Annotated in this window: 12 protein-coding genes; 7 read left to right on the top strand and 5 right to left on the bottom strand. The window is 74.2% G+C overall.

The features are described 5' to 3' along the window. The first annotated feature begins 169 nt into the window (after nt 1–169). Nucleotides 170–1,651 carry a Do family serine endopeptidase gene (locus tag WME89_RS37070; protein ID WP_438004337.1) on the top strand — a complete coding sequence of 494 codons (1,482 nt, stop codon included), beginning with the start codon at nt 170–172 and terminating at the stop codon, nt 1,649–1,651. Between the two features lie 60 nt (nt 1,652–1,711). Here the strand turns inward: WME89_RS37070 and WME89_RS37065 are convergent, their stop codons facing one another. Further along, complete coding sequence (locus tag WME89_RS37065; protein ID WP_438004336.1) at nt 1,712–2,953, bottom strand: lysylphosphatidylglycerol synthase transmembrane domain-containing protein; 1,242 nt, start codon at nt 2,951–2,953, stop codon at nt 1,712–1,714. A 336-nt stretch (nt 2,954–3,289) separates the two neighbouring features. Between WME89_RS37065 and WME89_RS37060 the strand changes: the two genes are divergently transcribed. Continuing rightward, a complete protein-coding gene (locus WME89_RS37060; protein ID WP_438004335.1) occupies nt 3,290–4,414 on the top strand; it encodes a 6-phosphofructokinase in 1,125 nt (374 codons plus the stop codon). Between the two features lie 204 nt (nt 4,415–4,618). Next, nucleotides 4,619–7,966 (top strand): response regulator, encoded by a 3,348-nt coding sequence (locus WME89_RS37055; protein ID WP_438004334.1) that lies wholly within the window; start codon nt 4,619–4,621, stop codon nt 7,964–7,966. Between the two features lie 34 nt (nt 7,967–8,000). Here WME89_RS37055 and WME89_RS37050 read toward each other — a convergent pair whose 3' ends face one another. Together WME89_RS37050 and WME89_RS37045 are read right to left on the bottom strand one after the other, a co-directional pair. After that, nucleotides 8,001–8,462, bottom strand: a complete 462-nt coding sequence (locus WME89_RS37050) for a cytidine deaminase (protein ID WP_438004333.1) — start codon at nt 8,460–8,462, stop codon at nt 8,001–8,003. Further along, nucleotides 8,459–9,310: a purine-nucleoside phosphorylase gene (locus WME89_RS37045; protein WP_438004332.1), complete on the bottom strand. Its 852-nt coding sequence runs from the start codon at nt 9,308–9,310 to the stop codon at nt 8,459–8,461. Before WME89_RS37045 ends, WME89_RS37050 begins: the two co-directional genes overlap by 4 nt. A 101-nt stretch (nt 9,311–9,411) precedes the next feature. Between WME89_RS37045 and WME89_RS37040 the strand changes: the two genes are divergently transcribed. The 3 genes from WME89_RS37040 (at nt 9,412) to WME89_RS37030 (ending at nt 12,403) form a co-directional block, all read left to right on the top strand. Beyond that, nucleotides 9,412–9,798, top strand: a complete 387-nt coding sequence (locus WME89_RS37040; protein ID WP_438004331.1) for a hypothetical protein — start codon at nt 9,412–9,414, stop codon at nt 9,796–9,798. Nucleotides 9,799–10,163: 365 nt separating this feature from the next. Continuing rightward, nucleotides 10,164–11,099, top strand: coding sequence for an RNA polymerase sigma factor (locus WME89_RS37035; RefSeq protein WP_438004330.1), 936 nt, complete (start codon nt 10,164–10,166; stop codon nt 11,097–11,099). Beyond that, complete coding sequence (locus tag WME89_RS37030; RefSeq protein ID WP_438004329.1) at nt 11,096–12,403, top strand: FecR family protein; 1,308 nt, start codon at nt 11,096–11,098, stop codon at nt 12,401–12,403. The genes WME89_RS37035 and WME89_RS37030 overlap by 4 nt, the downstream gene beginning before the upstream one ends. A 75-nt stretch (nt 12,404–12,478) precedes the next feature. Here WME89_RS37030 and WME89_RS37025 read toward each other — a convergent pair whose 3' ends face one another. Continuing rightward, on the bottom strand, nt 12,479–12,784 hold the full coding sequence (locus tag WME89_RS37025) for a PilZ domain-containing protein (protein ID WP_437660337.1): 306 nt from the start codon (nt 12,782–12,784) through the stop codon (nt 12,479–12,481). Between the two features lie 178 nt (nt 12,785–12,962). Between WME89_RS37025 and WME89_RS37020 the strand changes: the two genes are divergently transcribed. Continuing rightward, nucleotides 12,963–14,039, top strand: a complete 1,077-nt coding sequence (locus WME89_RS37020; RefSeq protein ID WP_438004328.1) for a hypothetical protein — start codon at nt 12,963–12,965, stop codon at nt 14,037–14,039. A 37-nt stretch (nt 14,040–14,076) separates the two neighbouring features. On the opposite strand, the gene WME89_RS37015 is transcribed toward WME89_RS37020, so the two are convergent. Further along, entirely contained in the window at nt 14,077–14,640 is a 564-nt protein-coding gene (locus tag WME89_RS37015) for a hemerythrin domain-containing protein (RefSeq protein WP_438004327.1), read from the bottom strand. Nucleotides 14,641–14,716: the final 76 nt, after the last annotated feature.

Raw genomic sequence — 14,716 nt, 5'->3', positions numbered from 1 at the left:
CCGGACGGCGGCCGGCGCGCGCCGCTCGGAGCGCGCGCCGCGCTCCGATGCCCGGCGCCCGCCCTTGTCAGCGGAGCATGGGGCGTTATTTCTGCGGCGGAATGAACGCAGTGCGTCCCCTGTTCGCCGATCGCAGGACGGGACCCTTCGACTGCCCGACGGAGATTCCATGATTCAAGCGGTTTCCCATCGCTCCCGCGCTTCGGCCCTCGCGCTGCTCTCGCTGGCGGCGCTCTCGCTGGGCGGGTGCGGTCAACAGGCTCACGCCACGCCCCCTTCCACCCAGGCCGCGGCCGTCGCGCCGGCGGACGCGGCGCCGCCCGTGTCGACCGTGACGCTCCCGCCCGCGCCGGTGCCGGCCACCTTCGACGTCGCCGCGCTGTCCGACCGGGTGAGGCCCATGGTCGTCAACATCACCACGCTCCACGAATCCGTGGGTCGCGAGGGGCTCGATCCCTTCGACTTCTTCTTCGGCCCCCAGGGCGGCGGCCGCGGCGCCCCGCGCGGCCCGCGGCCCACGCAGACGGCGCTCGGCACCGGCTTCATCATCGACCCGAGCGGCTACGTCGTGACGAACGAGCACGTCATCCACGACGCGTCCGGCGTCCGCGTCCGGCTCGCCGACGAGCGGGAGTTCGAGGCCGAGGTCGTCGGCCGCGATCCCAAGCTCGACCTCGCGCTCCTGCGCTTGAAGGGCGCGAACGGCTTGCCCGTGGCGCCGCTCGGGTCGAGCGAGCAGCTGCGGGTCGGCGAGCACGTGCTCGCGGTCGGCAACCCGTTCGGCCTCGGCCACACGGTCACGCTCGGCATCGTGAGCGCGAAGGCGCGCGCGATCGGCGCGGGGCCCTACGACGACTTCATCCAGACCGACGCCTCCATCAACCCGGGCAACAGCGGCGGGCCGCTGTTCAACTGGCGGGGCGAGGTCGTGGGCATCAACACCGCCATCAGGGCGGGCGCCAACGGCATCGGCTTCGCGATCCCGATCGACGCGCTGAAGGACGTGCTCCCGCAGCTCCGCGAGAAGGGGTTCGTCGAGCGCGGCAAGCTCGGCCTCCTGTTCCAGCCCGTCACGCGCGATCTCGCCGCGGCGCTCAAGCTGGACGGGCCGAAGGGCGCGCTCGTCGCCGAGGTCGAGCCGGGCGGCGCCGCCGCGCGCGCCGGCATCAAGCCGGGCGACGTCATCGTGGACGTCAACGGCATCCCGATCCTCCACGCCGAGGAGCTGCGGCGCAACGTGGCGCGCAACGCCCCCGGCGCCGAGATCAAGGTGACCGTGGTGCGCGCCGAGAAGCGGCAGGAGCTCGTGGCCAAGCTGGACGCGCTCCAGGACGAGGAGGGCGACGCCGGAAGCCGCCCGCGGCCGACCCAGGGCGCCCGGCCCGAGCGGCAGCAGAGCGCCGAGAAGCTCGGCATCCAGGTCTCCGACGCCGCCGGCGGCGGGGTGCGGGTCGACGGGTTCGCGTCGGGCGGCGACCAGCAGGAGATCCAGGTGGGCGACGTGATCCTCGAGGTGAACGGCGCGCCGGTCAAGGATGTGGCCGGGCTCCGCGCGGCCATCGCGAAGGTCAAGGACGGGTCGATCGCGCTCCTCAAGGTGCGGCGCGGGAAGGTCGTCCAGTTCGCGGCCGTGCCCATCCCCGCGCGCTGATCCCGCCCCGAGCTCGGCGGCGCGGCCGGCGCGGGCCGTCCCGCGCCGCCCCGCCCCGCGTCACCCCACGCCTCGCCGCTGGCCGGCGGTCTCGTCTTGCGCCTCGGCGGCGCGCGCCGCCTCCTCGGCCGCGCGCGCTGCCTCCTCGAGCGCGCGCTTCTCCGCCTCCGTCTGCTTCACGCGCTCCTCGAGCACGTCGGTGCCGAGGTAGCGGAAGACGTAGATGCCCCCCACGAACATGCAGAGGAACAGCGTGAGCACCCGCCAGAGGACGACGTACGGCACCACGAACGCGCCCCTCACCCAGGGCGACATCAGCGCGTTCGATCCGAGCTCGGCGACGCCGCTCGCGCCGGGCGTCGGGCTCATGTAGAGCGCGAAGTTGAGCAGCGTCTGCGTCAGGATCACCTGGAAGATCGGCGGGCCCACCGAGACGAAGGTCGAGGGCGAGGTCGGGATGCCGAGCCCGAGCAGGATGAAGTAGGCGACCGCGAACCGCGAGCAGAAGAAGGCGAACGTGAGCAGCAGGGCGGCGGCGTAGGCGCGCTTGCCGCGGCGCATGTAGATGCGGAAGCCCTGGTGGAACTCGTCGACGCTCCGCAGCAGGCGCGCGGTCGTGCTGCCGGGCGCGGCGAGCGCGGCCTCGGCGCGGGCCCGCAGCCGAGGCACGCGCCGGGCGCCCAGCAGGACGGCGCGCAGGAGCCTCCCGAGCGGCACCGACAGCGCGCGGACGACCGCCTTGAGGAGCGGCGGGTACGCCGCCGCGGCGATCAGCGCCACGAGCCCCGAGCCGAACATGGCGACGGTGAACAGGAGCAGCCACTCGATCTGCTGGCCCCCCTGCAAGACCAGCATCCCGTGGTGCCGGAGCGTGAAGATGGCGACGGCAGACAGCAGGAAGAACGAGACCGTGCACGAGGCGGTGAGCAGCGCGGCCGTGGCGACGTCGACGAGGCGCATGCCGCCGTGCACGAGGACGGCGGCCTGCGAGGGCGCCGCGCCGGCCTGCCCGGGGGTCACCCCGGCGCAGAACATCAGCACGAACTCCGACGTCACCGCCGTGCGCACGCGGAGCCCGGGCCAGAGCACGCGCCCGAGGACCCAGATCCTGAGGCCCCCGAACACGCCCTCCTGCAGCGCCAGCACGGCGCCGACGAGCAGCCAGCCCGGCCGCACGTGCGCGAGCCCTGCGGCGAGGCTCTCCTGCTTGTCGTGGATCTCGCTGTAGAGCACGTACGCGAACGACGCGAGCGTCAGCGTGACGATGAGCTGGATGCCTCGGATCAGGGTGGCGCGGTTCATACGGGGGCGCGCGTCCGGGGTGGCCGCATGCGCATGCCTATACCCCGTCGGCGGCGCTCGCGACCGTCATGCCGGCGCTCCGCCGGCTCGAGGCGCTTTCCGCGGCGGCCCCGACCGCGCGCGACACGCCTGCATCGCGCGGCTGGCAGCGAGGTGCGAAGGTCGCTTCGCGGCAGGCTCGCTCGCCCTGCGCTCGTCGCAGCGCGGGGTCGCGGCTCGTCGTGGCGCAGCGACGGCGCGGAGGCGCGCGCGCCTCCACGCCGCCGCGCCGAGCGAGGCCGCGACGCGGAGATGTCTATTGCGTCGCCGAGGAGGGCTCGCAATGCTGCGCTCCTCATGGCGGCACGCAAGATCGCTATCAGCACCGGCGGAGGCGACGCGCCCGGGCTCAACGCTGTCATTCGCGCGACCACGCTCGCCGCGCTCGAGCGCGGCTGGGAGGTCTGGGGGATCCGGCAGGGCTACCGCGGGTTGCTCGACGACGCTCCGGACGGCCTCATCCGGCTCGACCGCGAGCGCGTCCGCGGCATCGCGCACCTCGGGGGCACCATCCTGGGCACCGCGAACCGCGGCGATCCGTTCCACTTCCCGACCCCAGGCGAGCACGGGCTCGTGCCGCGGGACCGGTCCGACGATCTCGTGCGGAGGTTCCGCGCGCAGGGGTTCGACGCGCTCATCGCGGTGGGCGGCGACGGCTCGATGCGGATCGCGAACCAGCTCCTCGAGCGCGGGCTGCCCCTCGTGATCGGCGTGCCGAAGACGATCGACAACGACGTCTGCTGCACGGACATCACGTTCGGCTTCGACACGGCCGTCTCCATCGCGACCGAGGCGCTCGATCGGCTCCACTCCACGACCGAGGCGCACGAGCGGATCATGGTCGTGGAGGTGATGGGGCGTCACGCGGGCTGGATCGCCCTCAACGCCGGCATCGCCGGGGGCGCCGACGCCATCCTGATGCCGGAGATCCCGTTCCGGTACGAGGCGATCGCCGAGAAGATCCGCCTCCGGGAGTCGCGCGGGCGCCATTTCTCCATCGTGGTGGCGGCGGAGGGGGCGTACTCGCAGGGCGGGGAGCTGACCATCAAGGACGCGGGCGACGCGTTCCGCCGCACCGTCGTGCTCGGGGGCGTGGCCGAGCGCGTGGCCAAGGAGCTCGCGGCCCGCACCGGCAAGGAGGCGCGCTCCATCGTGCTCGGCCACCTGCAGCGCGGCGGCGGGCCCACGACGGCGGACCGCTTGCTCGCGCTCCGCTTCGGCGCGGCCGCGGCGCGCTACCTCGTCGAGGACTGCGGGAGCGGGATGGTCGCGCTGCGCGCGAACCGGATCGAGCTCGTCCCCCTCGCCGACGTCGCCGGCAAGACGAAGACGGTGCCGCTCGACTCGGACACGGTCGTCACGGCCCGCGAGATGGGCCTGTGCTTCGGCGACGAGCCGCCGGACCACTTCGTCGACAGGTGAGCCGCGAGCGAGTCTACCGCTGTCTGCCCTCGTCCCGGCAATAGAACCCTGGATCGTCCGGTATCGCACCCTGGACCGGTCGGCTCATCGCTCCTCACGTTGTCGGCCGGACGGCCTGAACGGCGCGTCCAGCCTCGTGTTTGACACTCGTCGAAGGGGGCCGATATCTTGGGTTCCCCTCCGAACCCGCGCACACCCCGGAACATGACGAAAGTCCTCGTATTTGAGAGTGATCCGGCGTTCGCCGGGGAGCTCCGCACGGAACTGGGCCGCCTCGGCTGCACCGTCCAGGTGGTCGATGACGGCAACGTCGGCCTGCAGGTCGCCGCGGCCGATCGCCCCGATCTCATCCTGCTGTCGATCGAGCTGCCGCGCATGAACGGCTTCTCGGTCTGCAACAAGCTCAAGAAGGACGCCCAGCTCAAGGATGTCCCGCTCGTCATCATGTCGAGCGAGTCGAGCGAGGAGACGTTCGAGCAGCACCGGAAGCTCAGGACCCGCGCGGAGGACTACATCCACAAGCCGATCGCGTTCGGCGAGCTCCTCGAGCACATCCGCACCTACGTCCCGCTCGACGGAGAGGACGCGGAGGCCGATCCGATCATGATCGATGAGGCCGAGGTGCTCGAGGCCGACATCGACGAGGACTCGGGGGACCCCACGATCATCACGGCGACCGTGATCGCGAACGGCTCGCGCGCGAGCGCCGCGCCGCCGCCAGCGCCGCCGCCCTCCGCCGCGCCGCCAGCGCCGCGCTCTGCCGCGCCGCCGGCGCCGGCATCTGCCGCGCCGCCCGCCGCCGCGGCGGATCCGCGCGCCGTCCGGGTGCCGGGCCCACCGAGGCCGCCGCAGGGGACGGGGGCGAGGTCGCCCGGCAAGCCGGACGAGGACATCGAGGAGTTCATCGGCGGCGCCTTCACCCGGCTCATCCGCGACGAGGAGGAGGAGCCGATCGACGATCGGACCGTCCCCAGACCGTCGGTCGCGCCGTCGACGCGGGCGCCGACGTCCACCAGGACGCCCGTGCCCGCCTCGGCGCCTCCGCCCGTGAGTTCGTCGCCGATCGCCGCTTACCGCGCGCCGGTCTCCGAGCGCGGGGCCGCCGCTTACCGCGCGCCGGTCTCCGAGCGCGGGGCCGCCGCTTACCGCGCGCCGATCTCCGAGCGCGGGCGGATGACCCCTGCGCCGCCGGCGCCGCCTCGCTCCGACGTGGACTCGGGCGAGGCCGAGCGCCTGCGCGCCGAGCTGGATCGGTCCAAGGGCGAGATCGTCCGCCTCACCAAGGAGGTGGCCGCCGCGCGAGCGACCTCGCTCCGCCTCGAGGGCGAGCTCTCCACGGCGAGCGACGGCACCCAGGAGGCGTCCCGCCTCCGGCGCGAGCTCGACGAGGTCAAGGCGAAGCTCGCGGCCGGCGGCAGCGGCTCCCGGCCCGGTGGCGTGTCGAGCCGCGAGTTCCTCGACCTGCGCGAGGCGCTGAACAAGAAGGACAAGGAGATCCTCGCGCTCCGCGACCAGATGTCGCGCAAGGACAAGGAGCTCCTGGAGCTCCGGGATCAGACGCTGTCGCTCGAGCGAGAGAAGGCCGATCAGGGCGACAGGCTCCTGGAGCTCGAGCGCTCGAGCGAGGATCTCGGCGCGCAGCTCGCGTCGCTCCGCGCCGACAAGGAGCTCGCCGCGAAGCGCGCCGACGACTTCAAGGCGCGCACCGACAAGCTGCAGGCGCAGGTCGCCGCGCGCGACGCGGAGCTCTCGGCGGCGCGGCAGGCGCTGATGGACGCGGAGGCGGCGCACACGGAGGCGCTCCGCTCCGCGGCGGACGAGAGGTCTCAGGCGATCGAGGCCGCGGAGGCGTCGGCGCAGCGCGAGATCGAGGAGCGCACGCAGGCCGAGCGGGAGCGCTTCGATCAGGCGGTCGCGGGCCACCGGGCGGAGATCGAAAGGCTGAACGCCGAGCACGCCGCCCGGATCGAGCAGCAGGCCACCGAGCACCGCGCGGCCGTCGACAGGCTCGCCGGCGAGCACGCTGCGGCGCTCGAGCGGGCGAGGGCCGAGTCTGCCGCGACGGCGGAAGGGCTGCGGGCCGAGCACGCCGCGGCGATGGACGGCCTGAAGGCGGAGCACGCCGCGGCCACGGACGGGGTGAGGGCGGAGCACGCCGCGGCCGTGGATGGGCTGCGGGCCGAGCACGCCGCGGTCGTGGATGGGCTGAAGGCGGAGCACGCCGCGGCCGTGGATGGGCTGAAGGCGGAGCACGCCGCGGCCGTGGATGGGCTGAAGGCGGAGCACGCCGCGGCCGTGGATGGGCTGAAGGCGGAGCACGCCGCGGCGCTCGACCGGCTGAGGGCGGAGCACGCGGCGGCGGCCGAGGCGGCGCAGCGCGAGCAGGAGGCTGCGGTCGAGGCCCTCCGGCGCGAGCACGCCGCCGAGGCGGAGCGGCGCGATCGCGAGCACGCGGCAGCGCTGGACGGGGCGCGCGCCGAGCACGCCGACGCCGTCGAGCGCATCCACGCGGAGCACGCGGCCGCGCTGCAAGGGGTGCGGGCCGAGCAGGTCGCCGCGATCGAGCGGCAACAGGCCGAGCACGCCGCCGCGATCGAGGCGCTGCGGGGCGAGCACGCCGCGGCGATCGAGGAGCTCCGCGGCGGGCACGCGACCGCCATCGAGGAGCTCCGGCGCGAGCACGCGGACGAGGTCGAGCGGCGCGATAACGAGCGCGCGGCCGCGCTGCTCGGCCTCCGGACCGAGCACGCGCGCGCCGTCGAGCGCCAGGCCGAGGAGCACGCGCGCGCCGTCGAGCGCCAGGCCGGGGAGCACGCGCGCGCCGTCGAGAGCCAGGCCGAGGAGCACGCGCTGGCGCTCGAGGCCACGCGCGCGGACTTCGCGGCGCAGCTCGCGGTGCGGGAGCGCGAGCTCATCGAGGAGCGCGAGCAGGCCGTGCGCGCCGCAGAGCAGGCCCACGCGGACCGCGTGGCCGAGCTCGAGGCGCGCGCCGCCGATCGGCAGGCGCAGACCGAGGCGGCGCACGCGCAGGCGCTCGCCGACGCCCGCGGGGCGCACCAGGCCGAGATCGCCGAGCGGGACGCCGCCTGGGCGGCGCAGCGGCACGAGCTGGACGAGATCGCCCGCGGGCTCTCGACCGAGCTCGGGCAGGCGCGCAACCAGGTCGCGCATCTCCAGACCCGTATCGAGGAGCTCGATCAGCAGCTGGAGCAGCGCGCGGGAGAGCTCTCCGCGCGCAGCGAGGAGCGCGACCGCCTGCTGGGTGAGCTCGCCGATCGCGCGCGCGCCATCGAGGAGATGCAGGGCCGGCTCACCGAGGCCGAGCAGCGGGAGAGCGAGCTCGGCGCCCAGCTCTCGCACCGGACCGAGGAGCGCGACACCCTGAGGACGCACGGCGAGCAGCTCGCCGAGCAACTCGCCGTGGAGCGCGCCCGCCTGCAGAAGGCGCGCTCGAAGTGGGGCGACGACCGCGTCTCGCTGGAGCGCGCGCGGGAGGCGCTCGCCGCCGCGCTGTCTCAGATCGAGCAGGCCGAGGCGCTGTCGGTCGAGTGAGCCGGCGGCGCCCCGGGGAGGGCGCGGGGGGCGATCAGCGCGAGAGCGCTGCCGCCCCGAACGCCTCCGGGAGGAGCGCTGACAGGGAGGTGTGCCGCGGCGGCGCGCCGCCGCCGGCGGCGATGAGCCGGATCGGGAGATCCACGGCGAACTCGGCGAGCGTCTGCCGGCACATGCCGCACGGGCTGCCGAGGACGGGCCCGCTGGTGGCGACGGTGATCGCGACCGGATCACGCTCGCCGGCCGCCACCATCTGCACGATGGCCGAGCGCTCCGCGCAGATGGTGAGCCCGTACGAGGCGTTCTCGACGTTGCAGCCGGCGAACACGCGGCCGGAGCGCACGAGGATCGCCGCGCCCACCCAGTAGCCCGAGTACGGCGCGTGCGCCCGCTCCCGGACGGCGAGGGCCGCCCGATCGAGCGCCGCCCAGTCGATCGCCAGCGCGGGCTCGGCAGCGGCGGGCGCCTCGCCGGCGTCGTGCGGGGCGCGGCTCACGAAGCAGCGCTCCCTTCCGCGGCGCCTTCGCCCGCGCGGCGGACCCACGCCGAGAGCAGCGCCGTGAACCGCGAGCGCGCCTGCCTGGCGGTCTCCTCGACCTCCCGGTGGTTGAGCTCGCGCCGCGTCAGCCCCGCGGCGAGGTTCGTGATGCACGAGATGGCCGCGGCCGGCACGCCCATGTGCCTGAGCGCGATGATCTCCGGCACCGTGCTCATCCCGACAGCGTCGGCGCCGAGCGTGCGCAGCATCCGGATCTCCGCGGGCGTCTCGTACGTCGGCCCGAGCAGCCCGGCGTAGACCCCCTCGCGCAGGGAGACGCCCGTGTCGCGCGCCGCCGCCCGCGCGAGCTCGAGCAGCCTGGGGTCGTGCGCGTAGGTCATGTCGGGGAAGCGCGTGCCGAGCGCCTCGTCGTTCGGCCCGACGAGCGGGTTCACCCCCATCAGGTTGAGGTGGTCGATGAGCAGCATGAGGTCGCCGGCGGCGAAGCCGTGGTGGATGCCGCCGGCCGCGTTGGTCAGGAGCACGGCGCGGCAGCCGAGCCGCGCGAGCACGCGCACGCCGAACACGACCTTCGCCAGCGGGTGCCCCTCGTAGAGGTGCGCGCGCCCCTGGAGGCAGGCGACCGGCACGTCGCCCACGCGGCCGGCGCACAGGAAGCCGGCGTGCCCCTCGACGGCGGGCCGGGGCATGCCGGGGATCGCCGCGTAGGGCACCTTCACGAGGTCGGAGAGCTCGTCGCCCCAGCCCCCGAGCCCCGATCCCAGCACCACGCCGACGCTCGGAAGCGCTGGAATTTGTTGACGAATAATGCGAGCGGCCTCGTCGAGCTCGGGCAGGATGGTCACCGCGACAGGCTACCGCAGGGCGACGCGAAGGGTAAACGTCGCAGATGCACAGCGGCAAAGCCCGTGATAGGGTCGCCGCCCTTTCGGGGCAAGTGACGACGATGGGCACCAAGATCGAAGATTTCTTGAAGGATAAGAAGATCGACCCCCGCCGCATTCTCGCGACGTCGGTCAAGATCGAGCGGCTGCAGCCGGAGGATCGGGCGATCCGCCTGACCAAGCGGCTGGCGCGTGGCAGCGAGGACGCCGCGAAGAAGAAGGAGGCCGCTGGCGCCAAGAAGCCGCGCAGCGGCCGACCGGTGACCGACCGCACGCTGAGCGCTGCGCTTCAGGGCAAGCCGATCAGCGGCCCCGCGAAGACGCGCCTCCTGCGCGCGGTCAACAGCATCCTGGAGCAGAAGAAGCAGGAGAAGGTCGAGCTGTCGGCGCTCTTCGACCTGCCGAAGAAGGGCGGCGCAGCGGCCGAAGGGGCCGAGGCCGCGGGCTGAGCCGACCGGACGATCCGGACAGCTCCCTCGCACCCTGATCCCGGCGTGAGCACGCTTCGGCCGAGGCCGGAGCGGGTTCTCGCCGGGCTCTTTTTTGTCTCTCGTTGTCTCCCGTCAGAGGCCGAGGCCGGTCGCTACGCGCGATCGCGGCGGCGGGAGCCCAGCTCGAAAAGATCGGCAGCGACCAGGGCCACGGTCAGCGACACGGCGATGAAGATCATGCGCCGGAAGGTCGCGCCAATGTGCCTCAAGGAACAACTTTTGTGCGCTTCCTGGCACGACCTGGCTCCGGGGCGGCGCTCGATCGCGCTGCGCCGCCGTGAATGATCCGGCTGCCCGGCGCATCAGAAGCCTCTGTGCATACCGTGACGATCGAGACAGGGGCGTTCTGGGCGCACCTCTCGCGGTCGTTCCTCCCCCCGGGCTGGGGTGCGCCGAATGGCCGCGTGGACGACCTGCCCGAGCGAGCCGCCGCGGCCGCCCGGGCGGCGCTCGACGCCGTGCCCGCGGGCGACGACCTCTTGCGCCGCCCGGCGCTGGTCGCCTTGCCATCGTGCTCCATGAGCGCCGAGCGGGCGAGTAGGCTTCCGCCCGTGACCGAGCCCGACGACGTGGGCGAGTGGATCCGCCGGTTCCAGAGCGGTGACCCGACGGCCTTTGCCGAGATCTTCCGGCGTTACCGCCGTGACGTCGCGCGGCTCGTTTTCAGGATGCTCGGACCGACCGCCGACGCCGAGGACGTGATCCAGGAGGTGTTCATCCAGGTGCACCGGAGCCTGGGCGACTTCCGGGGGCAGTCCAAGTTCACGACGTGGCTCCACCGGGTGACGGTCAATGCCGTGCTGATGGCGCGGCGCGCGGCGCGCAGCCGCCCTGTGTTCGCTGGCGAACCGAGCGCCGATCTGGAGGTCGACCGCGGCATGCTCCCGGACGAGGACGCCGCTCGCGCTCGCAGGATCGACGCCTTCCGGAGGGTGCTGGAGCGCCTCCCGGAGAAGAAGCGGGTCGTCTACGTCCTGCACGAGCTCGAGGGCATCGCCCCGACCGAGATCGCCGAGATCGTCGGCGCGCCTGTGCTCACCGTCCGGACGCGGCTGTTCTATGCGCGGCGCGAGATCGAGGAGATGATGCGCGCTGAGCCCGCGCTCGCCCAGCTCGCCGCCGAGCTGGCCGAAGGGGGCGCGGAGAAGGCGGACGGCGCGGCGGCGGCGGCGGCGACGCGCGCGCGGGTATCTGTGGGGAACGCGGCCGGGGGGTACCCCGCGGCGGACGGAGCGGCTGTCGACACGGAGGACATGTGAGCGGCGCAAAGCAGTACGAGCGGGCACGCGAGCACATGGAGCAGCTGCTCCGCGCCGCGGAGCCTCCGGAGCCACGGTGGGACGCCATCGAGCGCGAGCTGTTCGCGCGCATCGAGAAGCCCGCTCCCGTCCGTCGCGCCGCGCCGCCGCAGCGCTCGCCGTTCGGGCGCGCGCTCGGGTTCGCCGCGGCCGCGGCCGCCATCGCGTTCGCGATCCTCGCGGCCGGTCGCTCCGCCCCGCCCGTGGTGGCGACGTCGACGCCGCCGCGCGCCCGCGACGTCGCGGAGATCCCCAGGGCAGCCGGTGACGCCGGCATGGCCGGCGATCTGGACTTCCGCGCCCTCCGGCCGGGCGACTCCGTCGAGACGGCGGCCTACAGCGTCTCCTTCACCGACGTCGGCTCGGTGCGCTGGACGCTGCTGCCGAACAGCCGCGCCGTGGTGCGCGCCGTCGGGACGGCGGGCGTCGGCCACGTGATCGCGCTCGAGCGCGGCTCGGTGCGCGCCGACGTCGTCACGCGCGCGCCCGAGGAGGGGCTCGTCGAGGCGTTCGCCGTCGAGGTGGACGGCACCCGCGTCGCGGTGCACGGCACGCTCTTCACCGTGACCCGCCTGGACGGGCGCGTGGAGGTCGACGTGGAGCACGGCACCGTCGCGGTAGGTTCGGCGGCGTACCGCGGCGCGACGACCGCGCGCTTGCTCGTCGGCCCGTCGCGCGGCTCCTTCTCGCTCGACGGCGGCCGCGACGCCCGCCTGCTGCAGCGCCCCGCGCAGCCGGACAGCGCCCCCTCGGCCGCGCCGCCGGAGCCTTCGCGTCCGCCGGCTCTACCCCGGCCGACGACCGCCAGCGCGCATCCGCCGAGCGGGACTGCTGCGGCCGCGGCGGTCGGTGTGGCCTCGGATGAGCCGGCAGCGGCCACCGCCTCCGCGGTCGCCGAGCCGCTCCCGCCGCCGCCCGCCGAGTCGGCATCCGCCGAGCCGGCGCTGACCGCTTCGGCGCCTGTCGCTGCGGCGTCTGCCTCCGAGCCGCAGGTGGCATCCGCTCCGCCCGTGCTCACGCCCGCCTCCGTGCAGTCCATGCTGTCGAGCTGTTTCGTGCGCGAGACGGCGGGCAGCTCGTCCTCGGTCCGCAAATCGGTCGTCTCGACGCTGCGCATCTCCGTGCGCCCCGACGGGAGCGTCGCCGCCATGCGCTTCAACCCGCCGCTGCGGCCGGCGCTGCAGGCGTGCGCGGAGGGGCTCTACCGAGGGCGCTTCGCGGAAGGCCCGCGGCAGCTCGACATCCCGCTGACCATCGACGACTGAGCGCGCGCCGCGCGACGGCCGCGCGGCGCAGCGCTGTCGTCGCGTGGCCCGCGCGGCGCGGCCGTCGCGCGGAGATCAGAGCGAGCCGAGGAGCTCGGTGAGCGCGTAGGTCTCCCGCGCGCCCATGGACCCGAACTGCACCCCCATCCCTTCGGCGGTGGTCCATCGCACGATGGAGGGGATCGCGGCGGCCTGCTTCAGGCCCGAGAGGGACAGCAGCACCTCGACGGTCGCCCCGAACGGAGCCGGCGAGGTGGTCTCGATGAACATCCCGCCGAGGCTGATGTCGCGGCATATCGCATCGATGCGCGGGCCATCGCCGATCCGGAATGCGATCGAGAGCTCGATGGGCCTGCGCGGGTGCTTGCGGTGATCTCGCACGTTCCTCCTTGGCCAGCTGCGCGGCGCTGAAAGTAGCGCGCGTGGGGTATCCTGAAGCGCAGAGGAACGATCAATGTCGCGAGCGGAGAGCGTCGCTGTCAAGCGCCGGGAGCCGCGGTCGGCTCCGGCGAGCCGCGCCGATGTCGGCGCGTTGGCGAGCCGCGCCGATGTCGGCGCGTTGGCGAGCCGCGCCGATCCCGGCGCGGCTGGGCGCGGCGGCGCGGGCGCGCGCCCCGGCTGGAAGCGGCACCTCGACGGCTGGCAGCCGGGGCTCGTGGCCGTCCTCATCGCGGGCTCTGCGGCGATCCTCGCGGTGCCGCGGTCGGTCGAGCCCGCCGAGCTGCCGCTGCCGCTCGCCGACGCGCGAGCCCTCGAGCGCGCGCGGGAGGCGGACATCGCCCACGCCCGCCAGGCCGAGCAGCTCGGGCTCGACGCCGAGGTGCGAGAGCTCGGCTCCGCCGTCCGCGCGTTCGGGCTCGTGGACGCCGACGCGGACCACACCGAGGCCGAGCTCCTCGCCGCGCGCAAGCGCGTGCTCGACGCCGTGGGCCCCGCGCTCGCCCAGGGGGACGAGGCGGTGCTCCGGCTGAGGGCCTACCAGCTGAGCTCGTTCATCCGCGAGGTGCGCCGCTTCGAGTCGACCGGCGAGGAGTCCGGGGAGCTCCGCGAGCTCGGCGGCGACTTCCTCGGGCTGCTCCGCCGGAGCGGCTGGCTGAAGCGAGGGGACGCGAGGTCGCGCGGCGGCGGCGAGGCGCGCCGCGTCGCCATGGATGGCGCCGTGCTCGGGGTGCTCTTCAAGAAGCGCTGGGACGCCATCGTCGGCATCCAGCGAGAGCCCTTCGGCCTGGCGCTCGACGAGGAGCGGGCGCTGTTCAAGTTCCTGCTCTCGCACCCCGTCAGCGTCGCGCGGGGCTCGCGGGACCTCGCGGCACCTCCCGCCGACGAGGCGGCGGCGCGCCCCACGCAGGCCAGCGAGCCGGGGCCGCGCTCGCCCGCGGCGGCGCTCCGCGATGCGGAGGCGCGGCGCGCCGCGGAGCAGTATCGCCTGAAGAAGATCGACGAGCTCGCCGCGCTCGACCCCGCGTACCCGAGGCACCTCGCCCGCGGCGTCGCGCTCTACCGGCTAGGGAAGTTCGTACAGTCGGCGGAGGCGTTCCGCAGCCACCTGGACGAGCACCCGGACGGGGCGCACACGCTGCGGGCGCAGAACTACCTGCGCGCGGCCCTGGAGCGCGCGCGCGAGGAGCAGCTGTAGCGCGGTGAGGTGCGCGCTCGTCGAGCGCGCACCGCCGCTACGGGCCCCTGCGCATCCCGCCAGGGCGGTGGGGGCGGCCGCTGATCCCCTTGGCGGGGTTGCCTTGCGCGCCGCGCCCGCGACGTGTCTCCATCTCGTGCATGATCCCCTGCATGGCCGAGGACTGCAGGAACCGGCGCGCGGCCGGGAATACCTCCTGCTCCTCGCAGGCCACATGGCGCTGGTGCGCCGCGCGCAGCTCGTCGATGAGCTGGGGGATCACCTCGATCGGCTCGGGCCCGCCGTCGCGCGCGATCGCCGCGCGCAGCTCGTTGATCGCGCGCTGATGCGCCTTGTGCTCCTGCCGGAGACGATCGAGCGTCGGCGCGATGGCCTCCAGCACCGCGAGCCGCGGGAAGAGCGAGCGCTCCTCGTCCTCGTGGTGCCGGCTCAGCGACCGCTCGAAGTAGGCGAAGACGCTGGAGAGCCCCTCGAGCGCGGCGGCGCGCCCCCGAGCCTCGCCGAGCGCGCGCGCGGCGCGCGCGAGATCGTTCAGGTTCTCTTCCAGGCTCCGGTGAGCGGCGGCGAGCTTCTCGAGCGGATCGTTCCGGTCATCGGCCATCAAGCGATGATCGAGCAAGAACGCGCGGGCGTGGGAAGTTTTTCTCTCCGCGACAGGGTTCGCGGCGCCGACCACC

Origin of the sequence: Sorangium sp. So ce321 (assembly GCF_051530195.1) — a bacterium.
Lineage (GTDB): Bacteria > Myxococcota_A > Polyangia > Polyangiales > Polyangiaceae > Sorangium.
The sequence above is the reverse complement of the archived record's forward strand: the minus strand, read 5'-3'. Positions and strand labels throughout refer to the sequence as shown.

Excerpts from the sequence above, each read along its gene's own strand:
- WME89_RS37040 (WP_438004331.1), top strand. The coding sequence starts at position 9,412 with ATGGGCACCAAGATCGAAGATTTCTTGAAGGATAAGAAGATCGACCCC.
- WME89_RS37015 (WP_438004327.1), bottom strand. The coding sequence starts at position 14,640 with ATGGCCGATGACCGGAACGATCCGCTCGAGAAGCTCGCCGCCGCTCAC.
- WME89_RS37055 (WP_438004334.1), top strand. The coding sequence starts at position 4,619 with ATGACGAAAGTCCTCGTATTTGAGAGTGATCCGGCGTTCGCCGGGGAG.
- WME89_RS37065 (WP_438004336.1), bottom strand. The coding sequence starts at position 2,953 with ATGAACCGCGCCACCCTGATCCGAGGCATCCAGCTCATCGTCACGCTG.
- WME89_RS37060 (WP_438004335.1), top strand. The coding sequence starts at position 3,290 with ATGGCGGCACGCAAGATCGCTATCAGCACCGGCGGAGGCGACGCGCCC.
- WME89_RS37070 (WP_438004337.1), top strand. The coding sequence starts at position 170 with ATGATTCAAGCGGTTTCCCATCGCTCCCGCGCTTCGGCCCTCGCGCTG.